This is a genomic window from Lacipirellula sp. (assembly GCF_965279485.1).
Taxonomy (GTDB): domain Bacteria; phylum Planctomycetota; class Planctomycetia; order Pirellulales; family Lacipirellulaceae; genus Lacipirellula.
On record NZ_CBDIIC010000002.1, the window covers coordinates 1441214 to 1462379 of the forward strand.

The 21166-nt window shown below is 61.8% G+C and carries 23 protein-coding genes; 10 read left to right on the top strand and 13 right to left on the bottom strand.

Going from position 1 to position 21166, the window contains the following annotated elements:
- Positions 1-66: 66 nt before the first annotated feature.
- Both ACQY7R_RS13430 and ACQY7R_RS13435 read right to left on the bottom strand, forming a co-directional pair.
- Positions 67-291 (bottom strand): hypothetical protein, encoded by a 225-nt coding sequence (locus ACQY7R_RS13430; protein WP_428306104.1) that lies wholly within the window; start codon positions 289-291, stop codon positions 67-69.
- A gap of 100 nt (positions 292-391) precedes the next feature.
- A complete protein-coding gene (locus tag ACQY7R_RS13435; RefSeq protein ID WP_428306105.1) occupies positions 392-832 on the bottom strand; it encodes a hypothetical protein in 441 nt (146 codons plus the stop codon).
- 313 nt (positions 833-1145) lie between these two features.
- Here ACQY7R_RS13435 and proC point away from each other — a divergent pair, with 313 nt between their 5' ends.
- The 4 genes from proC (at position 1146) to ACQY7R_RS13455 (ending at position 3631) form a co-directional block, all read left to right on the top strand.
- Positions 1146-1955, top strand: a complete 810-nt coding sequence (gene proC / locus ACQY7R_RS13440) for a pyrroline-5-carboxylate reductase (protein WP_428306106.1) — start codon at positions 1146-1148, stop codon at positions 1953-1955.
- 9 nt (positions 1956-1964) lie between these two features.
- Positions 1965-2207, top strand: a complete 243-nt coding sequence (locus ACQY7R_RS13445) for a hypothetical protein (RefSeq protein ID WP_428306107.1) — start codon at positions 1965-1967, stop codon at positions 2205-2207.
- 55 nt (positions 2208-2262) lie between these two features.
- Positions 2263-2850 (top strand): hypothetical protein, encoded by a 588-nt coding sequence (locus ACQY7R_RS13450; protein ID WP_428306108.1) that lies wholly within the window; start codon positions 2263-2265, stop codon positions 2848-2850.
- Between the two features lie 217 nt (positions 2851-3067).
- The gene (locus tag ACQY7R_RS13455) at positions 3068-3631 is read left to right on the top strand and encodes an elongation factor P (protein WP_428306109.1); all 564 of its coding nucleotides are present in this window, start codon (positions 3068-3070) and stop codon (positions 3629-3631) included.
- A gap of 500 nt (positions 3632-4131) precedes the next feature.
- Here ACQY7R_RS13455 and ACQY7R_RS13460 read toward each other — a convergent pair whose 3' ends face one another.
- From ACQY7R_RS13460 to ettA, 3 genes are all read right to left on the bottom strand, one after another.
- Positions 4132-4419 carry a hypothetical protein gene (locus tag ACQY7R_RS13460; protein WP_428306110.1) on the bottom strand — a complete coding sequence of 96 codons (288 nt, stop codon included), beginning with the start codon at positions 4417-4419 and terminating at the stop codon, positions 4132-4134.
- 73 nt (positions 4420-4492) lie between these two features.
- Positions 4493-4651, bottom strand: a complete 159-nt coding sequence (locus ACQY7R_RS13465) for a hypothetical protein (protein ID WP_428306111.1) — start codon at positions 4649-4651, stop codon at positions 4493-4495.
- Between the two features lie 73 nt (positions 4652-4724).
- The gene (ettA, locus tag ACQY7R_RS13470; RefSeq protein ID WP_428306112.1) at positions 4725-6404 is read right to left on the bottom strand and encodes an energy-dependent translational throttle protein EttA; all 1680 of its coding nucleotides are present in this window, start codon (positions 6402-6404) and stop codon (positions 4725-4727) included.
- Positions 6405-6604: 200 nt separating this feature from the next.
- Here ettA and ACQY7R_RS13475 point away from each other — a divergent pair, with 200 nt between their 5' ends.
- Positions 6605-7153: a DUF456 domain-containing protein gene (locus ACQY7R_RS13475; RefSeq protein ID WP_428306113.1), complete on the top strand. Its 549-nt coding sequence runs from the start codon at positions 6605-6607 to the stop codon at positions 7151-7153.
- 96 nt (positions 7154-7249) lie between these two features.
- Here ACQY7R_RS13475 and ACQY7R_RS13480 read toward each other — a convergent pair whose 3' ends face one another.
- Together ACQY7R_RS13480 and guaA are read right to left on the bottom strand one after the other, a co-directional pair.
- On the bottom strand, positions 7250-7849 hold the full coding sequence (locus ACQY7R_RS13480; protein ID WP_428306114.1) for a transposase: 600 nt from the start codon (positions 7847-7849) through the stop codon (positions 7250-7252).
- A gap of 92 nt (positions 7850-7941) precedes the next feature.
- Positions 7942-9525 carry a glutamine-hydrolyzing GMP synthase gene (guaA, locus tag ACQY7R_RS13485; RefSeq protein ID WP_428306115.1) on the bottom strand — a complete coding sequence of 528 codons (1584 nt, stop codon included), beginning with the start codon at positions 9523-9525 and terminating at the stop codon, positions 7942-7944.
- A gap of 320 nt (positions 9526-9845) precedes the next feature.
- Between guaA and surE the strand changes: the two genes are divergently transcribed.
- The 3 genes from surE (at position 9846) to ACQY7R_RS13500 (ending at position 12546) form a co-directional block, all read left to right on the top strand.
- Positions 9846-10628 (top strand): 5'/3'-nucleotidase SurE, encoded by a 783-nt coding sequence (gene surE, locus ACQY7R_RS13490; RefSeq protein ID WP_428308898.1) that lies wholly within the window; start codon positions 9846-9848, stop codon positions 10626-10628.
- A 63-nt stretch (positions 10629-10691) separates the two neighbouring features.
- Positions 10692-11495: a hypothetical protein gene (locus ACQY7R_RS13495; RefSeq protein WP_428306116.1), complete on the top strand. Its 804-nt coding sequence runs from the start codon at positions 10692-10694 to the stop codon at positions 11493-11495.
- A 232-nt stretch (positions 11496-11727) separates the two neighbouring features.
- Positions 11728-12546, top strand: coding sequence for a hypothetical protein (locus tag ACQY7R_RS13500; RefSeq protein WP_428306117.1), 819 nt, complete (start codon positions 11728-11730; stop codon positions 12544-12546).
- Between the two features lie 141 nt (positions 12547-12687).
- On the opposite strand, the gene ACQY7R_RS13505 is transcribed toward ACQY7R_RS13500, so the two are convergent.
- Entirely contained in the window at positions 12688-13260 is a 573-nt protein-coding gene (locus tag ACQY7R_RS13505; protein ID WP_428306118.1) for a hypothetical protein, read from the bottom strand.
- A gap of 173 nt (positions 13261-13433) precedes the next feature.
- On the opposite strand from ACQY7R_RS13505, the gene ACQY7R_RS13510 reads away from it, so the two are divergent.
- Positions 13434-14966: an HTTM domain-containing protein gene (locus ACQY7R_RS13510; protein ID WP_428306119.1), complete on the top strand. Its 1533-nt coding sequence runs from the start codon at positions 13434-13436 to the stop codon at positions 14964-14966.
- 78 nt (positions 14967-15044) lie between these two features.
- On the opposite strand, the gene ACQY7R_RS13515 is transcribed toward ACQY7R_RS13510, so the two are convergent.
- From ACQY7R_RS13515 to ACQY7R_RS13535, 5 genes are all read right to left on the bottom strand, one after another.
- Positions 15045-15407 (bottom strand): hypothetical protein, encoded by a 363-nt coding sequence (locus ACQY7R_RS13515; protein ID WP_428306120.1) that lies wholly within the window; start codon positions 15405-15407, stop codon positions 15045-15047.
- A 35-nt stretch (positions 15408-15442) separates the two neighbouring features.
- Positions 15443-16207: a hypothetical protein gene (locus ACQY7R_RS13520; RefSeq protein ID WP_428306121.1), complete on the bottom strand. Its 765-nt coding sequence runs from the start codon at positions 16205-16207 to the stop codon at positions 15443-15445.
- A gap of 31 nt (positions 16208-16238) precedes the next feature.
- Positions 16239-17516: a phosphopyruvate hydratase gene (gene eno / locus ACQY7R_RS13525; protein WP_428306122.1), complete on the bottom strand. Its 1278-nt coding sequence runs from the start codon at positions 17514-17516 to the stop codon at positions 16239-16241.
- A gap of 147 nt (positions 17517-17663) precedes the next feature.
- On the bottom strand, positions 17664-19322 hold the full coding sequence (locus tag ACQY7R_RS13530; RefSeq protein ID WP_428306123.1) for a carboxypeptidase-like regulatory domain-containing protein: 1659 nt from the start codon (positions 19320-19322) through the stop codon (positions 17664-17666).
- A gap of 134 nt (positions 19323-19456) precedes the next feature.
- Entirely contained in the window at positions 19457-20569 is a 1113-nt protein-coding gene (locus ACQY7R_RS13535) for a peptidase (RefSeq protein WP_428306124.1), read from the bottom strand.
- A gap of 206 nt (positions 20570-20775) precedes the next feature.
- On the opposite strand from ACQY7R_RS13535, the gene ACQY7R_RS13540 reads away from it, so the two are divergent.
- Positions 20776-21162, top strand: a complete 387-nt coding sequence (locus ACQY7R_RS13540; RefSeq protein ID WP_428306125.1) for a BlaI/MecI/CopY family transcriptional regulator — start codon at positions 20776-20778, stop codon at positions 21160-21162.
- The last annotated feature ends 4 nt before the right edge of the window (positions 21163-21166 follow it).

The window sequence follows — 21166 nt, forward strand, 5'->3', positions numbered from 1 at the left end:
GGATTACGGGCAAATCGTCTGCCCGTGATTATGCCGCTGCCGCAGGAGCGCCGTCTATCGGCCGGCTCAGAAAGTCTTCGACCGTTCGCCGAGGCCGACGTCGCTGGGCGAGGGGAACGGATCGTTCTTCGCCTGCTTGATCGCCTTTTGGTCGCGTTGGTGGGCGGTGAGGCTGCCGAGGCCCTTGGGGGCGATGCTTTGGCAGCCGATGAACGCGCAGCTCGCGGCCAGCAGGCCGCAGCTTACCGCGGTGCGATAAAAGCGGGCGGCGTTGAACTGCAGGCGTTGCATCTTGGGACCTCTGGACGGCGACGAGGCGATCTTGAGCTTGAAAAGAGTGCGCCGGGGGCGAGGACGCCCCGGCTCGCTGGAGGAGTTCGCTGCATCGGAACTACTCGACGCGTTTTTGGGCCATCCACTCGTTGATCGTGGCGGGGCCTTCAGGTTCTTGCTTTTTCTCGCCGCCGCCGGTCATGCGTTCCCACCACGAGGGCGAAGCGCTCGCATCGGCGACGCGAGTGGCCGGCTGCTCGTCCGATTTGCCGCCGGTGAAGATTTCCTTGGTCCCTTCCCAGGCCTTCTTGCCGCCGTCGCTCACCTTTTTGGCGCTCGACTTGATGGGGGCCAGCGGATCAGCCGGCATTTTGGGCCAGCTGATTTTCGGCATGGTCATGGTTGGCATTTTCATCCAACCCCATGGGCTCGCCGACTCCTCGGTCGGAGTGATGTCGTCGGCTTGCTGTTGGGCCGGCGCTTCTTGAGCGACGGCCAACCGGGGTGCGGCGATGGCCGCCGTGATGCCAATCCACAGCAGAAGTCGTGCGACGTTCATGTCGTGGTTCCTTGAATTCTCGACTCGAAATTGAGTGTGACGCTAGGCCTGCGGCGCGGTCTCCGAGCGGAGACGCCAGCGAGCGGCGGCGAAGTGTTCCAAATTCCCTGGAATTGTTCCAGGGCGGTTAGGAAAGGGAGGCGATCGGGCGATTGTCCCCCCCGCCCAATTGGCCTACGATGGCCTCTGCGATCTCGTTGATAAGTCCGTCGGAAAGCGTGGCGAATGCCGTAGAAATCGGCCCGCTTCCGCCCCCATCCTTCGTAATTCACGCTTCGTCGGCAGCGACGAGCTGCGTCATCCGCCACACTGCATGAAAAACATAGGTTTTATCGGCGCCGGCCGCATGGCGACTGCACTAGCACGCGGGTGCGTCGAGGTAAATTTGGTCGCCGCCAAGCAAGTGCTAGCGAGCGATCCGCACGAAGAGTCGCGCACGAAGTTCGCTAGTCAGTTGGAAGGCGCCCAAGTTACCGCCGACAACGCCGCGATTCTCGCCGCCTGCGATACGGTCGTCCTCGCCGTGAAGCCGCAGATGATGTCGGGCGTGCTGGCGGGCATCAAACCGCACGTCGAGCCGCGGCACCTGCTGGTATCGATCGCCGCGGGCGTGACGCTCCAACGGCTGGCCGAGCAACTGCCGGCCGGCACGCGCATCATTCGCGTGATGCCGAACACGCCCTGCCTGATTGGACTCGGCGCCAGCGCGTTCGCGCTCGACACGACCGCCACCGCCGACGATGCGGCGACCGTCGAACGGCTGCTGGAGAGCGTTGGCAAGTCGTACGAAGTCGAAGAGCCGCTGCTTGACGCGGTGACGGGCCTAAGCGGCTCGGGCCCGGCGTTCATTTACACCGTGATCGAGGCGATGGCCGCGGGCGGCGTGGCTGGCGGGTTGTCGCCGGAATTGGCGCTGGAACTCGCCACGCAAACGGCCGCAGGCGCCGCGGCGATGGTATCGCAAACGGGGCTCTCGCCCGCCGAGTTGCGGAGCCATGTGACGAGCCCTAACGGCACGACGCTCGCCGGGCTCAACGCGCTTGCTGCACGCGACGGAGCCGCCGCGATCCAAGCGGCGGTCGAGGCGGCTACGAATCGTTCAATTGAGTTAGGAAAAGCGTAAGGGTTGTTCATGTCCATCTTTTGTCAGATCGACGATAAGTTCGTTCCCCTCTACCGCGTCATGTGGATCGCGGCAGTGCCCCACTTTTGCGGCGATGAAGAATGCCAGCGTGAAGGCTTCTACGAGATTCGCCTGGAGCAAGATGAATCGGTGTGGGCGAAGCCGGAAGAACGCGACAAGATGCTCGCCCAAATCGAGGCGTGGCAAGGCGACCCCGGCCCCGAGGAAGAAGGGGACGAAGAGCCCTGGTAAACCCGGGCCCTGGTAACGACGCCCTGGGCAAAGGAACGTCAGCAGGAGAAGAGCGATGGCAAAACAATCAAGCGGCAAGGGAGATGAACTCCTCTGGCTGGAAACCTACTTCATCTTGTTCCCGGCCAAGCGGCGGCCGACGCTCACGCAAGTGGAACGCGCGCTCACCGAGGCCAACCCGCGATTGCGGCTTGAGAATCTCTTGGCCGACGAAGACGGGCTGTTCGCCTCGGTGCTCATTGAATCGCCCGAGGACAACGCCGCCGTCGAGGTGAGCTTCGAGATGGGCGACACGATCGCCGAACAGAATATGCAGTGGGCGAAGGAACTGCAGTCGAAGATGACGCCGAAGCAGTTGCAAGCGATCGTCTCGGCCGATGCCCGGCTCGACGTGGCCCACTTCGAGCGCGTGCCGAAGGGTGGCGCCGGTTCGCAGCCGAAGCCGGTCACCCGCGAGGCGGAAGTCGCCGAGTTTGCATCGGAGTTGTCCTGGGATGACGCCGAGTTTGGCGACGACGACGAAGTCGACATGGAAGCGGCGATGGAAGTGTTCGACCCAACCTGCCTGCTGACGGTGGTCGACGCCCTGCAGGGGCTGACGAAGGGGATCATCTTCGACCCCGCCTCCGGCGAAATCGTCTAACACGTGGGTTGCGCTTTCAGCCCGACTTGCGGTGGCAAACGGCGCCCATAAACTAAAGCGTTCCGCTTCCCTAGCCCCCGGCTCCGCCGGGGGGGTCGCGCCGCGTAAGGCGACGCTTATCGGAATGGGAACCGACCCCCTGGCGGAGCCAGGGGCTAGAAGTCAAACACTCACTCCAAATTAATTCGTCCACCGGCAAAGCCGGGTGGCTTTTATTATGCTCGCAAAAGATCTCAAGCCAGGCGGAATTGTCAAACATGATGACGCGCCAATCATTATCGAAACCATCATGGTTCAATCGCCATCGGCTCGCGGCGGCACGACGCTCTACAAGTTCCGCGCCCGCAACTTGGTAACGAAGCAAAAGGTCGACCTTGTCTGCAAGGGAACCGATAATCTCGCCGACGCCGACTTCGAAAAGCGGGCCGTCACGCTGATGTACAGCGACGTCGAGCAGGTCCACTTGCTCGACGCGGAGAACTACGAGCAGTACGCCTTGCCCCTCGCCGACATTGCCGACGAGATGCAGTATGTGACCGAATCGCTCGAAGGGATGCTCGCCCTGATCTACAACGACCAGTGCGTCGGCCTGCAACTACCGGCAGCGGTGACGCTAGAGATCATCGAGTGCGATCCGGGCATCAAGGGCAACTCGGCGACTTCTCGCAATAAGCCGGCGAAGCTCTCGACGGGCTTCTTTGTGCAGGTGCCGGAATATCTCAAGCAGGGCGAGTCGATTAAGGTCGACACGCGGACGGGGGCGTTTTTGGGGCGGGCGTAGAATCGGGCGCAACTGCCTCAATTAGCTGCCGCACGGTGAGGTTTTCGTCGCGCAGGATCGTTCTCAAGTCTGCGGCGAACGCAACCTCCACGCGGCGAGCGAAGAACGGACCATCGAGGCAGTCGACGGCGCCTAACCCGAGATCGACGTAAATCCTATCGTCAGGGCGGATTCGCCCGACGTCAACGAGCAACTCCTCCCCAAGGAATTCGTGGGCTTTTGTCGCCGCATCGCGTTGGGAAGGCGCAAAGAATTTACCAGCAAATTCCTGCGAGGAAAGGCGTTCGCGACCTCTCATTCGCAGTTCGGCTCGACTCCAAACCACCTTCGTACGGCGGTGCATGCGTAAGACGCTCGGACCGACGGCAAGCGCCGCTATGACGAAAACGGCGATAGAAATTAGATAAGACAACGTTTTGCTCTCATGCCGCGAAGCTTGCGGCATGTCGTCAAGGAGCGTCTCCATGCTGCAGCGGCTTGGCCCCCTCTGCAGTCAGCCGCTAATCTCCGACGATTCGATGCTCCAACTGACGGTCGAAATCGGAGTCGCTCTCCCACGTCATGGAAAAAATCTCGCCTTCTTCCTTGAGCGAGTCCATGTCGCATTCGTAGACGTTAACGCCGTCGAACTGCATGTCGCAGTCGGCTGCGTACTTCTCCATCAGCTCAAGCGCTTTTTGAGCGGCGTCCTCTAAGCTGCTGGCGTCGAGCATGACGACGCGAAGCTCGGACATCGCTGCATTCGCATCGCGGAACAATGCGATGCTGCCGTATTTGGAGAGCACCATCTCAACATCCTTAGGCCACGCATGCTCACGCCTTGCGGGCGAGAGCATAGGGCCGAACGGACTTTCGTTGCCGCTAGCCTTTGGCTTTCTTCTTCGCCGCCTTCGGCTTGGCGGCTTTCTTCTTGACCTTCTTGGCGGTCGCCTTTTCGGCTGGCTTCGCCTTCTTGCCGCTGAAGATGTTCTCCCAGTTGTCGGAGAACTTTTGCGTGGAACCGACGCGGATGATGCTCATGGGGTTTATGCGCTCCGGCCCCCGGTTTGAAGAACCGGGGGCTCAAGGGGGATGAACTGGGTGAAACGGCGGCTTAGCCCTGTTGCAGCTTCTTGTACTTGAAACGGTGGGGCGAGTCGGCGTCGACGCCGAGGCGCTCACGGCGTTGCGATTCGTAAATCTGGAAGTTGCCTTCGCACCAGTGGACGTAACCGTCGCCCTCGAACGCCAGAATGTGCGTTGCGAGGCGGTCGAGGAACCAGCGATCGTGGCTCACGACCACGGCGCAGCCGACGAAGTTCGCCACGGCCTCTTCAAGCGATCGCAGCGTGTCGACGTCGAGGTCGTTCGTCGGTTCGTCGAGCAGCAGGACGTTCGTTCCTTTGCGGAGCAGCTTCGCCAAGTGAACGCGGTTGCGCTCGCCGCCGGAGAGGACGCCGACCTTTTTCTGCTGGTCGGTCTTCGTGAAGTTGAACCGCGAGACGTAAGCCCGCGAGTTCATCGTCACTTTGCCCATCTGCAGGTTGTCGAGGCCGCCGGAGATTTCCTCGTAGACAGTTTTGTTCGGGTCGAGATCGTCGCGCGACTGGTCGACGTAGCCGAGTTCCACCGTTTCGCCGATGATCAGTTCGCCGGTGTCGGGCTTCTCCTGTCCCATGAGCATGCGGAGCATCGTCGTCTTGCCGGCGCCGTTCGCGCCGATGATCCCGACGATTCCGCCCGCAGGCAGCTTGAAGTTGACGTTCTCGAAAATCACGCGGTCGCCGTACGACTTGCCGAGGTTGACGGCGTCGACGACGCGATCGCCCAACCGCTTGCCAGGCGGGATTTGGATTTCGAGTTCTTCGACCTTCTGCTCGATCTGCTCGGCGACCATCTTCTCGTAAGCGTTCACGCGGGCCTTGCTCTTGGCTTGGCGAGCCTTCGGCGCCATGCGGATCCACTCGAGTTCCTTCGCCAGCGCGCGTTGGCGGGCCGATTCTTGCTTCTCTTCAAGCTTCAGCCGCTTGGCCTTTTGCTCGAGCCACGAGGTGTAGTTCCCCTCGAACGGCAAGCCGCGGCCATATTCGATTTCGAGAATCCAGCCGGCGACGTTGTCGAGGAAGTAACGATCGTGGGTCACGGCGACGATCGTACCGGTGTAGTCGGCCAAGTGGCGTTCGAGCCATGCGACGCTCTCCGCGTCGAGATGGTTCGTCGGTTCGTCGAGTAGCAGCAAGTCCGGATGTTCGAGCAGCAGCTTGCAGAGGGCGACGCGGCGCTTCTCGCCGCCGGAGAGCTTCGTCACGTCGGCGTCGCCGGGCGGGAGATTCATCGCGTCCATCGCGATTTCGATCTGCCGATCGAGTTCCCAGGCGTTGCAGGCTTCGATCTTGTCTTGCAGCACCGCCTGACGGTTCATCAACTTTTCCATCGCGTCGGGATCGTCGGCGACTTCGGCGTACTTGTCGCCGATCTCCTCGAATTCCTTCAGCAGCGCCAGCGTGCCGGCCACCGCCTCGTCGATGTTGCCGCGAACGTCCTTTTCAGGGTTCAAGTGCGGTTCTTGCGTCAGCATGCCGACGGTGAAGCCTTCGGTCAGCTTCGCCTCGCCGTCGTACTCCTTGTCGATCCCCGCCATGATCCGCAGCAGGGTGCTTTTGCCGGCGCCGTTGCGACCAAGCACGCCAATCTTGGCGCCCGGGTAGAACGCCAGATAGACCTCTTTGAGAATCTCGCGCTGGCCAATCTTCTTCGTGAGATTCGAGATTTGGTAGATGAATTTCTGACCCATGCGAAGCGACTGTTTCGTTTGTGTGGGGAGGTGGTGTGCGACTCTGGCGGCAGACGCGCCGCGGGCGGGAGCGATGTTCGGAGGACTGCCAGCCAAGACGGGCCGCGGCGGAGCGAATGAATGGGTACAATCGCTCACGCCGCGCGGTTGGCCGCGCAGGATGTGATTTTACCAATCTCTCTCCCCGAAGTGCAGGCGCCGTGAATCCCTGGCTTTACTACACTCTGGCGATCTTGCTGATCTGCTGCGGCGGCCTTTGCTGGCTGACGAACCTGTTTAGCCTGCCGGGCAACTGGATCTTGCTGGGCATGGCGGCGCTGTTCGCCTGGCTGGCGTCGGACATCGACGGGCACGGCATCGGCTGGACGACCGTCGGTATCATGGCGGGTCTGGCGGTGCTGGGCGAGGTGATCGAATTCTTCGCCGGGGCTGCTGGCGCCGCCAAACAGGGGGCGAGCCGGCGGTCGATCATCTTCTCGCTGATCGGCGGGATGGCGGGGAGCATCGGCGGAGCGATGCTGGGGCTGCCGGTGCCGATCATCGGGTCGGTGATTGCGGCGCTGCTGGGGGGATCGCTGGGGGCGTTCGCCGGCGCCTACCTGGGCGAGAAATCGATCGAGCGGCCGCATAGCGAGAGCATGGCGGTGGCGCGCGGGGCGTTCGCGGGGCGGCTGTGGGGGACGGTGGGGAAGTTTGCGGTCGGGGCCGTCATGCTGGGGGTGATGACAGTCGATGCGCTGGTGGGGTGACAGGGGGCTTGGGAAGGCGCAGTCAAACGAGGGTTCGGACTGGTCGCTTAAGCGACCAGTCCAATGCGGCCTCTAGGCCGAAGCATTATTGAAGCGCTAACGAGGCTTCCGGTTTTGGTACCGCTTGTAGGGGACGCCTTCGAGGAAGGCTTTTAACTCCAGCGCCCGCTTAACGCCACGGTCGAGATCGATCGCTACTCTCGTGTGCGGATAGTCCCCCCAATCCGCCGCAATGCCATGCCGCACCGCTTGCTGTAGCGTGTACTTGTACGCCCGCCGGCATTGCTTCTCATCGCGAATGGCGCCGTCGAAGTAATCGCGGTGCCCCTCTTCGCTCCAAAATGGAACGCGGCGTTCCGGGAGCGTGTCGTTCACGAGCTTTGCCACCGAGCCGCGAATGCGCTGCATCATCGGGCCGAGATTCTTGCCGATGCGCAGATAGCCAAGCGTGTGGTAGTGGTTGTCGAGGAGGCTCGTGATCCACGGGACGAAGCCGTACTTCGCGGCGTAATGGTCGAAGCGGTCCCAGAAGATCGCTTTTGCCTGCTCGGTGGCGAAAACGGGACGGCGGTCGCGGCAGCGGGCGGTGAGAAAGTAGACCTGATTGTCGATGTACCAGTGTTCGAAACGGTGGCGGCCTTTGAAGTGCTCAACCGAAGAGGAGGAACTCTTTCGAATAGGCTTGAAGTCGCTCATAACGGAAAATCTACCGGACTGGTCGCTTAAGCGACCAGTCCGAACCCTGATTTCCGGCTTTTCCGCACTTCAAACCCGAAAAACGCCCTCCTCTACTCCCACTCGATCGTCGCCGGCGGCTTCGAGCTGATGTCGTACACCACGCGGTTCACGCCCTTCACTTCATTAATGACCCGCGTCGAGATTCGTGCCAGCACTTCGTACGGCAGGTGGCTCCAGTCGGCGGTCATGAAGTCGTCGGTGTTCACGCACCGCACGGCCAGAGCATTGTCGTAGGTGCGGCTGTCGCCCATGACGCCGACGCTTTGCACCGGCAGCAGCACCGCGAAGGCTTGCGACGTGCCGCGGTAGAGGCCGGCCGCCTTAATTTCGCCGACGACAATCGCGTCGGCCGCCCGCAGCGTGTCGAGCTTTTCGCGGGTGACTTCGCCGAGGCAGCGGACCGCGAGGCCCGGGCCGGGGAATGGATGCCGCCAGACGATTTCTTCCGGCAGGCCGAGTTGCAGGCCCAGACGGCGGACTTCGTCCTTGAACAGATCGCGGAGCGGTTCGATCAGCTCGAACCCGAGCTCCGCCGGCAAGCCGCCGACGTTGTGGTGGAGCTTGATGGTATCGGCCGGGCCATCGGGGGCGGCGCCGCTTTCGATGACGTCGGGATAGAGTGTGCCCTGAGCGAGGAACTTGGCGCCTTTGATCTTCTTCGCTTCGTCGACGAAGCAGTCGATGAACGTGTGGCCGATGCGGCGACGCTTTTCTTGCGGGTCGGTGATGCCAGCCAAGGCAGAGAGGAAGCGCTCTTCGCCCTTCACCACATGGAGGTCGGTCTTGAAGTGTTGCGTGAACTCGGCGACGACCGCCTCTTCCTCGGCCTGACGCAGCAAGCCGTTGTCGACAAGGATGCAGGAAAGCTGCGGACCGATCGCCTTAGCGAGCATTGCCGCCACCACCGACGAATCGACGCCGCCGGAGAGGCCGCAGATGACGCGGTCGTTGCCGACTTCTTGGCGAATCCGCTCGATCGTCTCGGCCGCGAAGTCGCCGAGCTTCCAAGTTCCTTCGGCGCCGCACGCCCCGTGGAGGAAGTTGCGGAGGACCGTCGAGCCTTCGGGCGTGTGGGTAACTTCGGGGTGGAACTGCAGGCCGAAGAACGGCAGCCGCTTGTGCTTCACCGCGGCGTAGGGACAGGTCGAGGTCTTGGCGAGCGGCGTGAAATCGTTCGAAATGCCGGCCACTTGGTCGCCGTGGCTCATCCACACTTGCGTCTGCTTCGGGACGCCAGCGAACAGGCCGTCGGCTTCGACGATGTCGCACTCGGCGCGACCATACTCGCGGGCGGGGGCGCTGTCGACTTTCCCGCCAAGGGCCTGACACATCAACTGCATGCCGTAGCAGATGCCGAGCACCGGGATGCCGAGCTCGAACAGCTTCGGATCGCAGAGGGGCGCCCCTTTGGCGTACACGCTCGACGGACCGCCAGACAGGATGATGCCGATCGGCGCCAGTTCCCGCACCCGCTCGGCGGTGATGCTATGCCGCACGATCTCGCAGTAGACGTTCTGCTCGCGGACGCGGCGGGCGATCAGTTGGGCGTACTGCGAACCGAAATCGAGAACGAGCACGCGCTGCCCGGCAGCGCCTCCTCGCGGTTCGACGGAGCTGGGAGAGGCGGTCGTCATGAATCTCGCCGTTGGCTTTCGGGAAAACCAGTGATTGTAGGGCCTGCGGGCGGGGAAGGTCTAGGCGCCTGGGTTTCCTGGTAGCCGCGGCTCAACGAGCCGCCGGAGCGGTGACTTGAATGCCGAATGGGGAATGGGGAAAGGCCTTCCCCTCCCCCATTCCCGATTCAGCATTCCCCATTTGTATTCGCTCCGGCGGGTCGTTGACCCGCGGCTACTGTTGCCTCCTTGCCACGCCACGTTGCTTCTCCGCAACGCGAACGCTTATAGTGATTTTAACGGCCAGCGAAGTAACGCCCTATTTCACCGCGGTTTACGGCATGCAGATTCTGCTTACGAACGACGACGGCATCTATGCACCGGGCTTGGCGGCCCTGGAACACGAGTTGCGAAAGATCGGCTCCGTCGAGGTCGCCGCCCCTCTGACCGAACAGAGCGGCGTCGGCCACGCGATCACCTACCGCACGCCGCTGATGGCCCGCGAAGCTTACGACGGGACGCGGCAGCGAGGGTGGGCGGTCGAAGGAAGTCCCGCCGATTGCGTGAAGCTGGCGATCTCCGAGTTGTGCTCGGCTCGCCCGCAGCTCGTGGTTAGCGGGATCAACAGCGGACTGAATGCGGGAATCAACGTCCTGTACTCCGGCACGGTGTCGGCGGCGATCGAAGGCGCCTTTTTCGGCGTCACCAGCGTCGCCGTCTCGCTGGAGTGGGACGAGCAAGCTCGTTACGACATCGCGGCCCAACTGGCGGTGCCGATCATTTCGCAAATCCTCGCCCAAAAGGGACCGGAACCACAACTTTACAACCTGAACATTCCGCTCGCGGCCTTGAACCGGCCGTCGGAAGTTCGCGTGACGCCGATGTGCATCGCCCCCTGGGGCGAAAGCTACGAGCGCCGCGACGATCCCCGCGGTCGCCCCTACTACTGGGCCACGGGCAAACAACCGGCGCCGGCGAACGACGCGGAAACCGACCTGGCTGAACTTCGTGCTGGAAACATTACGCTGACGCCGCTCGACTTTGACCTCACTCGCCGCGACAAGCTGGCCGAGATGCGACGCTGGCAATTCGCGGCGAACGCTGGAAATCAAACGACCGCCTAGTTCGATCGACACAAATCACGCCTCCCCAGGCAGACACATTCAGGACATTTCAGGAGTATTGGCATGAACGCCTCGACTTATCGCTCCGCCGTCGCTCTCGCCTTCGCCGCCTCGCTAGGCTGCGGCGGCGCCCCTGCTCTGCCGACTGGACCGGCGGCGCCGCCGGCGGCTCAAGCTCCGGTCGAAAAGCCGAAGCCGATCGTTGCCGGCGTTCCCGGCGAGGAGATGCCGGAGGACGAAACTCCCGTCACCGACATTCCGCGAAAGTTCAATTCGCATGATCCAATCCAGGGCCGCCGTTCACGTCGCCAGGCTGAGGGAACGAATGCTTTTGGCCTCGGCACGACTGCCGCCGCCGGCTTCTATGCGAAGCATGAAATGATGATCGTCGCCATCGATCATGCGAATCAGCTCTATAATCCGCAACACGACTTCGAGTTCCCCAAGACGCAAGAATCGTTCATGAAGGACGTCGTCGCTCTCGCGCTCAACGGGCAACCACTGCCGAAGATTCCGGAGGATGAAGAGTATTGCTACGTGCCGGAACAAGGCGAAATCGGCCTGCAGATTCGCCTCGTCCCGGGCAGCCCGCGTTCGAAAGTGGCAGCCGGTACGACGCCGCAACAAGCCATCGCACAACTCGGCGGCAGCCTCGAACCAGAAGAACCAGCCTACGTCCCGCCGACCACTCAAATCAGCCCGCCTCCGGCCGATCCTGCAACTGCCCCCGCCGCAGCGGCACCGGCCGCTGAACCCGCCCCCGGCGAACCCGAGGGTGGCCGCGACGACGCCGGCAATCCGCTCGATCTACGCGAACGGGCCGCTGGCTTTGGCGGCGTCTCGCCAACCGACGGACTGTCGGAATAACGCTTTTCTGAACAACGCTCCGCGCTGATTAGCATGGAGTGAGAGAGATACGGAGAGAACTGGGAGGGGGCTATCGGCTCTTGGCCGCCGGCTGCCTTGCCAGACGGGTGCTCGCACGCCGCGAATGCACCAAGGTCTGGCAGCCGCCGACGCTGAAAGCCGGCAGCCTTCTCCTACAAGCCGCACGGAAGCGAACGCCTCGTCCCCCAAGACTTCGCTTCCTTGACGTGCCATGAATCGCTCCGACTCCAATTCACTGTTCGGCATTCCCACATTCGCGTGGAAGTTGATCCTCGCCGCGGCGGTGCTCGCCGTGATGTTGTTCAACCGCGCTGATGCGGCCGCTCCCGACAACTGTGCCGTGACGCCGTTGCGGACGCCGCCAGCGCCACCCGCATGCCCGCCCGCGCAAGATAGCTGGATCTTCATGCCGAGCCGGTTCACCCATGATCCGGCCACTGGGGCTCGCGTCGCACAATACGCGATGAAGCCGCCGATTGAACCGCTGGGCGATCCGCGCCAAGTGACGAGCGGTTACTCGCGCAATCGGATCATCCTCCGCGGCGGCGACGGCTCGGTCGATACGATCTATCGCGTTACCAGCTTCGGCAACGGCCGCGGCGGGATGGACGCCGAGTGGGAACGTTTTCATGACGCGTGGCGCGGTTCAACGATCGCCGGCGGCCAGAGCCAGATGTACATCCCGGGATACGGCGGCTGGTTTGGCGGCGGCGGGGGATACCGCGGCGCTGGCGGTTACGGAGGCGGTGGCTATGCCGGCGGGGGTTACGGCGGCGGCGGGTATGGACCGGGCGGAGGCGGAGGTTATGGTCCGGGCGGCGTGCCGCCGTGGGCTGGTCCCGGCGGCGCTGGGTATGGCTACGGGTACGGCCCGGGCTATGGCGTGCCGGATGCTGGCCGGCTCGACCCCGATGGCGCCGACGGCTACCGCGAACCGCAGTACCGCACGCCGAATCGTGAGTTTTACTACGACACGCCAGCTCAAGATTTCGGCAACGGCGGCCACCATGGCGGCGGGCATCACGATTGAGGATGGTTACCGTGACGGTTCTGTGGGAGGCGTCTCCGACGCCGATGACGTACCGCCGACCGCAAAATTGCGGGAGTGGAGCGCGGCAGCGGGGTCGGAGCCAACTCCCACAAACGAACAGCGCGGTTCAGCTCTCTCGATTCACGGCACCGGACGATTCGCGTTGACACTCGCGCGAACGTTGATTGGTTTGCCGTCGTGGTACGCGGTGTAGCCTGTCACCAACCAGCCGTCGCCGCTTTTCACCCATTCGAGGTCAACTCGTTGGTTGACGTAGGGAATGTGACCAGCCTGAGCGTGAGTTCCATTGACAAACGCCCTCGACGAGGACGTTGCCGTCATCGGGCTGGCCGCTTCATTCAACGTGACTTCGATGTTCCGACCGCTGCCGGCGCTCTCCACCTTGTACTGCGGCATGACCGCCTGGGCATCAGCGCGAATCTGAGTAGCACCAGGGTCGATCAGCGCCAAAACGCCGTCGACGTCATTCCGGTCGATCGCGGCATAAATGCCATGGACGGCGGCGGCAACTTGCTCGCGGTCGGTCTGAACAAACCATTCGATCGCCAGCAACCCGATCGTAGCCCCGACGGCCGCCGCGAACGCGCCCAGCGATTCGCCGCTCCGCCGCGTCATGAAAAAGATCAGCGTCAACGTAATCGCCAGCCCGCCAATAACCGCGATTCCCAACTCGTTTTCGGTGAAGAACGTCATCGCCTCGCCTCCTGATTCCTCGCCGCAGCGGACGGTGCGATCGCATTCATTCGTCGCATCGTGCGGCCCTTACCGATGATAGGACGATTGGCCAGCCGCCGCCACATCTTTCGTCCCGAAACGGACGCTGCCGCAAAATCAAACTGCCGGCAACCGAATAGAATGAAGTTACGATGCGAGCAGCACGCGAAGCCTTCCGCGACGTCTTTAGTCTCGACCTCCGGTCGCTCGCCGTCATGCGCGTTGGCCTCGCCAGCGTCGTACTCACCGACTTGGCGATCCGGTTCAGCGACTTCGGCGCGATGTATTCCTCCAGCGGCATGGCGCCCGTGGAGATGGTGCGCAGCCTGCAACGGGTTCCGGCTTGGTCGCTGCATCTATTGAGCGGTTCCGACGCGTGGCAGGCGACGCTGTTTGTGATTGCGGCCCTGCTGGCGGTCGCGCTGCTTGTTGGCTGGCAAACGCGGTTGGCGGTGGTTGGTTCGTGGATTCTGCTGTCGTCGGTGCAGGTGCGGATGCCGCTGGTGCTGAATGCGGGCGATACGCTGCTGCGGGTGGCGTTGTTTTGGGGGATGTTCTTGCCTCTGGGGGCGGTTTGGTCGTTGGATTCGTACCGTAGGGGTAAAGACCAGAGGGATAAACCCTCAGGCTCGCCTGACGCTTCATTGTTGAGTCGTTACCGAAATCCGTTTTTCTCGGCGGCGGCATTTGCGCTTATCGTGCAGTTAGCACTCGTTTATTGGTTCGCGGGGTGGGCGAAGTGGAACGATGCTTGGCTGCAGGAAGATGCCCTGGGGAATGTATTTAAGTTTGGGCTCTATGGCCTGCCGCTGGGGGCGGCGCTGAGCGACTACCCTGCCCTGACGCTATTCTTCAGCCGGGCGACGGTCTGGTTTGAACTTCTTGGGCCGTTGCTACTGTTCATCCCCTGGCAAACGACTCGGCTGCGGATGATTGCGATCATCGGCTTCGTGCTGCTGCACGTCGGCATTGCCGTGACGATGACGGTCGGTCTGTTTTCGTACGCGGCGATTGCCGTGTGGATGGGGATGCTGCCCAGCGATTTTTGGAATCGTTGGAGCAGATTCCGCCTCGATTCACTGGCTCCGGTCGATTGCGCCGCTCAGGCTTTACCGACGCGAGGAAAACTTCGTTGGGCCGGTTCGGCCGGCGTGCTGGCGCTGCTCTTCGTGACAATCTACTGGAACGTCACCAGCGAGATTTCGCCTCGATCGATGAACAAATTCGACTGGGGAATGCGGGCTGCTGCTCATTTGACGAACTTGCGGCAAAACTGGGGCGTCTTCGGCCGGCCGCCGCGTGAAGACCGCTGGTTCGTGTATCAGGCACGTCTGAAGAATGGCGAGTCGGTCGATCTGCTCAGCGGCGGCAGCGAGATCCTTGACCACAAGCCCGCGCTCTCATCGCGGCAGTTCGCCAACCATCGCTGGCGGAAACTCCACCTGCGGATCTGCTCCGACAATTGCACGCCCTACCGGCAACCCATGGCCGAGTACTTCGTCCGCCGATGGAATGCGACGCATCCTGAGGAAGAGCAAGTGGTACGGCTCGACTTCTACTACTACCTGCAAGCGTTCGACCAGAACGGCATCGGCGGCGATCACATTCGCAAAATGCTCGCCCAGCAGGTGCTGAGCGAAGGGGGCAACTTTGCCGAGGCGCTACGCAATGGCGAAGACTTTTGAGGAAGACTGGACAGGATCACAAGATTGATTCGATCGACAGGATGTTATCTAAGCGTCGCATCGCCTTGTCCTGTCGATCTATGACATCCTGTTATCCTGTCCATTATTCAATCGACGAAATCGCTCACGTAACAGCATGGTGAGCGAGCCGGTGAACATCACCGCCAGCAAGATCTCCAGCGGCCAGATCGGAATCACCGGGTTGTCGGGCGTCGAATAGTTCGGCGTGCCCACGGCCCGCTTCTCGCCGTCGCCGTCTGCCTTGATCTCCAGCGATCCGCTCGCAATCGCCGTGCGGGCTTGGTACTTGTTCTCAATGCTCGCCTGCCGCTTGCCGAACTTGCCGCCGGTGGCGAGCAGCGCCGCCAAGCCCACGGCCGTGAACAGCGAGAACCACAGCCATGGCGAATCCGTGATCGGCGGCTTGCTTGATGCGTTCACGCGAAGATCGCCTTGGATGTTGATTGAGCAGCGGGTCAGCTCAGATTGGCGGGGCCGGTCGCCACGGCCTCGGCAGCGGGAGAACCGGGCTGCCAGAGAATCTCCATTCGCTGCTGCTCGTCATCGGCCAGCAGCGTCGCGACGTCGCGAGGCATCCTCGCCTTCACATGCGCGGGACGGTGAAAGGTGATCCTACCGGTGACCAGTCCCACGATTGACGTCGCCGTTGCGAAATTGTCCACGAAGTTGACGTCGCTGCGCAGCACGAGTGCATCTCTGAAACGGACCATCGCCCCCTTGCCGTGCGGATAGGTCGTATCTGCGCCGACGTCCAAGCTGACGAGTCGTCCTTGCAGTTCCTCCGGCAGAGCGACGGCCCGCTCCACAACGCCGAACGCAGCCCCTGGACATGCGACGGCAATCTTAAGAATTGGCGGACCTTTGAAGCCAACAAGTTTCGATGGCCGTAGGGCAATCCTCGCCTCGCACTCACGCTCGAACCGATTTTGAAAAAAGATGCGGAGGATGCAACGACCATCCTCCGCATCTGGGAAAACCACGAAGCAAAATCCATCACGTTCGAAGTAACCGCCGAAATTCCGATGCAGCAGATCGGGGGCTAAATCCTTCTTAAAATGCATCGACAAAAACACGATCACCGACGCGACGGCCACGGCGATGGGAATCGTCCGCAGCAGCCACGTCGTTTGATTAGGTCGATCATCGATCCACGCCAAAGCGGTAACGATCACCGCGATGGCAAGCACCACGACGCTCAGCACTTTGATGGCTTCACGCATCGACCCTCCGTGATTCAGCGGTGAAGCAGGACTACTTCTTCTTGAACAGCGGACCGCCGTAGATGGCGCCATCGCCCAGCATCTCTTCGATGCGGAGCAGCTGGTTGTACTTCGCCATCCGGTCGCTGCGGCTTGCCGAGCCGGTCTTGATCTGGCCGGTGGCCAAACCGACGGCCAGGTCGGCGATCGTCGCGTCTTCGGTCTCGCCGCTGCGATGGCTCGAGATGCTCGAGTAGCCGTTGCGGTGGGCGAGGTTGATCGCGTCGATCGTCTCGGTGAGCGTGCCGATTTGGTTCACCTTGATCAGGATGCTGTTCGCGATCCCTTCGTCGATGCCCTTCTGAAGACGCTCGACGTTGGTGACGAACAGGTCGTCGCCGACCAGTTGGCAACGGTCGCCGAGCTTCTCGGTCAGCAGCTTCCAACCGGCCCAGTCGTCTTCGGCACAGCCGTCTTCGATCGAGCAGATCGGGTACTTCTCGGCCCAACCGGCGAGCAGGTCGACCATGGCGGCCGAGTCGAGTTCCTTGCCGTCGATCGTGTAGACCTTCTTCTTCGTGTCGTAGAATTCGGTGCTGGCGACGTCGAGCGCGAGCCAGACTTGCTCGCCCGGCTTGTAGCCAGCCTTCTCGATGGCGCTCAGGATGATGCCGAACGCATCGCCGTTGGCAGCCAGATCGGGAGCGAAGCCGCCTTCATCGCCGACGGAGGTGTTCAGCTTCTTATCGTGGAGCACCTTTTTCAGGTTGTGGAAGATCTCGACGCCGCAGCGAAGAGCTTCGCTGAAGTTGTCGAACCCGAGCGGCATCACCATGAACTCTTGGACGTCGACCGAGTTGTCGGCATGCTGGCCGCCGTTGAGGATGTTCATCATCGGCGCCGGCAGGACGCGGGCGTTCGAACCGCCGAGGTAGCGGAACAGCGGCAACTCGCAGTAGCGGGCCGCGGCGTGGGCGACTGCGAGCGAGACGCCGAGGATCGCGTTGGCGCCGAGTTCCTTCTTGTTCGGCGTACCGTCGAGATCGATCATGCGGCGATCGACCGCGATCTGGTCCATCGCGTCCATGCCGATCAGCTCGTCGGCGATCTTGTCGTTGACGTTGGCAACGGCCTTCGAGACGCCCTTGCCGACCCACTTGCCCTTATCGCCGTCGCGAAGTTCGTTGGCTTCGTGGGCGCCGGTGCTGGCGCCGCTCGGCACGGCGGCGGTGCCGGTGGTGCCGTCCGACAGGGTGACGTCGACCTCCACGGTCGGGTTGCCGCGGGAATCGAGGATTTGGCGGCCGCGGATGTCAACAATCGTGCTCATGGCGGGGTCCTTTTGGATGGACGGTGGGTTGGTTCGCTTAGCGATCTGTTTCGAGATGCGTAGAACCCGCCATTTTAGGGTTTGCCGGGCGGCTGTCGAGCGGGCGCCAAAGGCCCGGAAATCACCGCCGCCGGCAACCCTTCTCGCCTAGAACCCGCTGAAGGGGCTGTCTTCGCCTCGCGCGGCCCCTTCGCTTCGCACGCTGGTGTCTCGATCGACCCAAACCTTGAACGCCAACTCTCCCGGCTGGCCACGTTGATGGTTGATCGTGGTAACGGTCACGACGTAGATTTTCCCGATCTCAATCGGCGCCCGAGTGCTGGTGCGTCCCTGATTGAACTCAATCTCTTTAAACTTGGCCGACGAGTCGCTCAGTTTCTTGAGATCGAGCGCATCAAACGCCTTCTGCTGGGCCTCTCTATCGGCGGGTTGGTCGTTGTCTGTTTCGACGACCATTTCCTTAATCGACGGAATGCGGCTATGCGGACGGCCGTTCCAACTCCCCATCTGCGGACCCATCATGTGAATGAAGAGGGAGTCTGCTTCCTGCTCAAAACGAATGGGGAAAGGAAACTGTTGCTGCATACCGGAAATGGTGGAAAACGCCGCTCTGACTTCGCCTTGCAGCGTCTCGCCGCCAACCATCGACAGCCAACGCCATTCGACGTCTGCCGCGGCGGCAATCTGCGGATAGAGCTTGAATTCTTGCTGCTGGGAATCGTCTTCATTCCGGATTTGAACGTTTTCCGCAACGGAGACGAACCCAGGACGCTCGACGCGAACTTGGTACGAGCCGGGGAAGGCTTGGACGCTCGCTTCTCCCTTTGCATTGGCTTTGAAATCAAGCTCCTGGTCGCTGACGTTGCCGTTGGAACTGAGCGGAGTCAGGACGACTCGCGCTCCTTTCAACGGCTTGCCGTCACGGCCTACTGCTTTAACCAGGAGTTGACGCTTGTCGCTCTCGTCAAAGCGGTGAACGGCGATCTCCTGCGGCAATCGATATGCCGACTCGCCGATGCGCAATTGCAATGTCTCCTGGCGAACGCCAATGTCGCGAATATTCAACAGACAGGGCTCGTGATGATTGTTTGAATATTGAAAAAAGCTGAACAAGTAGTAACCGCCGGAAAAGGGTTCGAGCTGTTCGTCGTTGCCGCTTGCCTGGATTGCTTGGCGAGTGACTTGCACCGGTGCGCCGCGCTGATCGACGACGCGGAACACCGCATAGCAGGCGCGCTGATCTCGACTGCCGCCCGACTCGCGCTGCCGCCCATGCGCAGCAAGATGGTCGAGCCGCTGAACTAAATCGCCGGGCAGCTTCTCGATGGCGAGGCGCTGCTCGACGCGGGACGCCAACTGATCCGCGGCGCCGGGATACGCTTTGCGAATCGCCGCGAGGTTCGACTGAAGCGCCTCGTGAGCCGCTTTGCCGTAACCGGCGTCGAGCAGACTCGTGGCATACCAAAAGGCAATCTGCGGATCCTCCGGCGAGAGCCTAGAAGCCTCGGCCAAAATGCCGACGACTTCCTTGCTAGCGCCGTTGAGGATTCGCGACTCGAGCGCAGTGAGCAGCATGCGCCGCGGCTGCGGCTGGTCGGCCTTCGCCACCGCGGAAATCTCCGCCACATTGGCGAGCGGCACCTTCAACGTCGAATCGCCCACTAGAACGATCGCGTGCTCGCCGTCGATGGTGGCGGAACCGAGCAGCACGCCGCCCGACTTTAAGCGGACTTCCTGCTGCGCGGAGGCCGGCGTCGCAATCACTGAAAGAGCAACCAACGCAAGCAAGATGTGGGTAGATTTCATGCGGCGCACGCTCCCGCGATCGTTGTGGTAACAGATCTCAGCAGCCAGCCATATTACACATTCGCGATGCGAAATGCGATTATATTTCGGACCAGATGGCCGCGCCGATCGGAAGTGAGCAGCGTTTGCAGCCGTTACGAAACTTTCGTCAGCTTGCTCACCCGCCCGCTGCCGACCCACTCGGCGACGTAGATGTTGCCGTCGGCGTCGAAGCAGGCGTCGTGAGGATGGACAAATTTGCCGTCGAGCCACTGCGATTCATCGCCGCGGATGGCATGCTTGGCGTCGGCCTTCATCCGCTCGCTGTCGTCGCCGAGGTGGGCAATCACTTCGTTCTTGCCATCGAGCAGCGTCACGCGGCCGACGAGATCAGGAACTAGCAATAGTTCGCCTTGCGAATCGACGTTCGCCGGCAGGAGAAAGCCGTCTTGCGTGCGGCGATGTTCGCCATCGAGCGTGAACCACTGCAGCCGCGCATTCGCGCGATCGGCGACGACGACGAGCGGTTCCGCGCCGCGAGCGTCGATCCAAACGCCGTGCGGCGTGTTGAACGTGCCGTCAGCCGGCTTCGCCCCGTCGGAAACTTTGCCGAAGCTGCTCTTCCAGTTGCCGTCGGCGTCGTAGCGATGCATGCAGTAGCCGCCATATCCATCGGCAAGGTAAAAGCCGCCGTCCGGCAAGAACGCAAAGTTCGTGGGCAGGAATCGATCGCGGCCCCACGGGTTGTCTTTTACCGGCGGTTTGTCTTCGCCCTCGGCATAACGCTTCGATTCCATCGGCGCAAATTTATGCCACACCGTTTCGCCCTCCGGCGTCAGCTTGGCGAACGATCGCTTCGCATGGTACGCCGTGGCGTAGACGAACTCGTCGTTCCCCTCTTTGCGAAGATCGAGGCCGTGGCCGCCCCCTTGGAACTGGCTTCCGAATGAACGGATGTAGTTTCCTTGGGGGTCGAAGACGAAGATCGCAGGATGCTCCGGCTGATTCGCGCGACCTTCGTGGATGACGTAAACCGACCCGTCGCTGCCGACGGCGACGTTGTGGGTCGTCTGCCAGGTGAACTTCTCCGGCAGCTTCGCCCACTGGTGATCGACTTCGTATTGGTGTTCGCCGACGCCGACGATGGGGCGTTTTGAATCGGTCTTCGCGGCGGAAAGAATGGCGGGTGCGGCCAAGGCGGCCAGCGAGCCCGCTGCAGCTTGCTTCGTGAACGCGCGACGATTGAGAGAAGAGTCAGACTGCGACATGAGGTTTGATCCTAATGCGTCGTTGAAATAGTTTTTTTGAGAAGGCGGTCGAGATTGATTGTACAGCAATCGCGGCATGGAGTGGCGCAGGCTGAATAGGAGCTGCGCTAAAAACTTGTAACACGTTGCTTGCCTGCCGCTCTTGACGGCGGAGCGCAATATGTTACAAAATGTAACGCTACACCGCGTCACGGAGAGCGATCCCTATGGCTAAAATCGGCAAACCGCCGCTCAGTGCGTTGGAAAACGCCATTCTGCAAGTGATCTGGCAGCGCCAAGCGGCGACTGCCGAGGAAGTGCGGCTCGCTTTAGAGCCGGGCCACAGCTTGAAAGATTCGACCATTCGCACGGTCCTGCGCAGGCTTGAGGCGAAGGGATACGCCCAACATTCGATCGAGGGGCGGACGTATCGCTACTCGCCAACGGCGCCCGCGCAAACCGTCGCCGCCGCCGCCGTGCGGAAGGTCATCGACCAATTTTGCCAGGGCTCTGTCGAGAATTTGCTGGTTGGCATGGTCGACGGGGCCGTGATTTCACCGAAGAAGCTCGCGCAACTTGCGCAGAAGATCGCGGACAGCAAGCGTCGAGGTTGAAGCG

Excerpts from the sequence above, each read along its gene's own strand:
- ACQY7R_RS13430 (WP_428306104.1), bottom strand. The coding sequence starts at position 291 with ATGCAACGCCTGCAGTTCAACGCCGCCCGCTTTTATCGCACCGCGGTA.
- ACQY7R_RS13435 (WP_428306105.1), bottom strand. The coding sequence starts at position 832 with ATGAACGTCGCACGACTTCTGCTGTGGATTGGCATCACGGCGGCCATC.
- proC (WP_428306106.1), top strand. The coding sequence starts at position 1,146 with ATGAAAAACATAGGTTTTATCGGCGCCGGCCGCATGGCGACTGCACTA.
- ACQY7R_RS13445 (WP_428306107.1), top strand. The coding sequence starts at position 1,965 with ATGTCCATCTTTTGTCAGATCGACGATAAGTTCGTTCCCCTCTACCGC.
- ACQY7R_RS13450 (WP_428306108.1), top strand. The coding sequence starts at position 2,263 with ATGGCAAAACAATCAAGCGGCAAGGGAGATGAACTCCTCTGGCTGGAA.
- ACQY7R_RS13455 (WP_428306109.1), top strand. The coding sequence starts at position 3,068 with ATGCTCGCAAAAGATCTCAAGCCAGGCGGAATTGTCAAACATGATGAC.
- ACQY7R_RS13460 (WP_428306110.1), bottom strand. The coding sequence starts at position 4,419 with ATGGTGCTCTCCAAATACGGCAGCATCGCATTGTTCCGCGATGCGAAT.
- ACQY7R_RS13465 (WP_428306111.1), bottom strand. The coding sequence starts at position 4,651 with ATGAGCATCATCCGCGTCGGTTCCACGCAAAAGTTCTCCGACAACTGG.
- ettA (WP_428306112.1), bottom strand. The coding sequence starts at position 6,404 with ATGGGTCAGAAATTCATCTACCAAATCTCGAATCTCACGAAGAAGATT.
- ACQY7R_RS13480 (WP_428306114.1), bottom strand. The coding sequence starts at position 7,849 with ATGAGCGACTTCAAGCCTATTCGAAAGAGTTCCTCCTCTTCGGTTGAG.
- guaA (WP_428306115.1), bottom strand. The coding sequence starts at position 9,525 with ATGACGACCGCCTCTCCCAGCTCCGTCGAACCGCGAGGAGGCGCTGCC.
- surE (WP_428308898.1), top strand. The coding sequence starts at position 9,846 with ATGCAGATTCTGCTTACGAACGACGACGGCATCTATGCACCGGGCTTG.
- ACQY7R_RS13495 (WP_428306116.1), top strand. The coding sequence starts at position 10,692 with ATGAACGCCTCGACTTATCGCTCCGCCGTCGCTCTCGCCTTCGCCGCC.
- ACQY7R_RS13500 (WP_428306117.1), top strand. The coding sequence starts at position 11,728 with ATGAATCGCTCCGACTCCAATTCACTGTTCGGCATTCCCACATTCGCG.
- ACQY7R_RS13505 (WP_428306118.1), bottom strand. The coding sequence starts at position 13,260 with ATGACGTTCTTCACCGAAAACGAGTTGGGAATCGCGGTTATTGGCGGG.
- ACQY7R_RS13510 (WP_428306119.1), top strand. The coding sequence starts at position 13,434 with ATGCGAGCAGCACGCGAAGCCTTCCGCGACGTCTTTAGTCTCGACCTC.
- ACQY7R_RS13520 (WP_428306121.1), bottom strand. The coding sequence starts at position 16,207 with ATGCGTGAAGCCATCAAAGTGCTGAGCGTCGTGGTGCTTGCCATCGCG.
- eno (WP_428306122.1), bottom strand. The coding sequence starts at position 17,516 with ATGAGCACGATTGTTGACATCCGCGGCCGCCAAATCCTCGATTCCCGC.
- ACQY7R_RS13530 (WP_428306123.1), bottom strand. The coding sequence starts at position 19,322 with ATGAAATCTACCCACATCTTGCTTGCGTTGGTTGCTCTTTCAGTGATT.
- ACQY7R_RS13535 (WP_428306124.1), bottom strand. The coding sequence starts at position 20,569 with ATGTCGCAGTCTGACTCTTCTCTCAATCGTCGCGCGTTCACGAAGCAA.
- ACQY7R_RS13540 (WP_428306125.1), top strand. The coding sequence starts at position 20,776 with ATGGCTAAAATCGGCAAACCGCCGCTCAGTGCGTTGGAAAACGCCATT.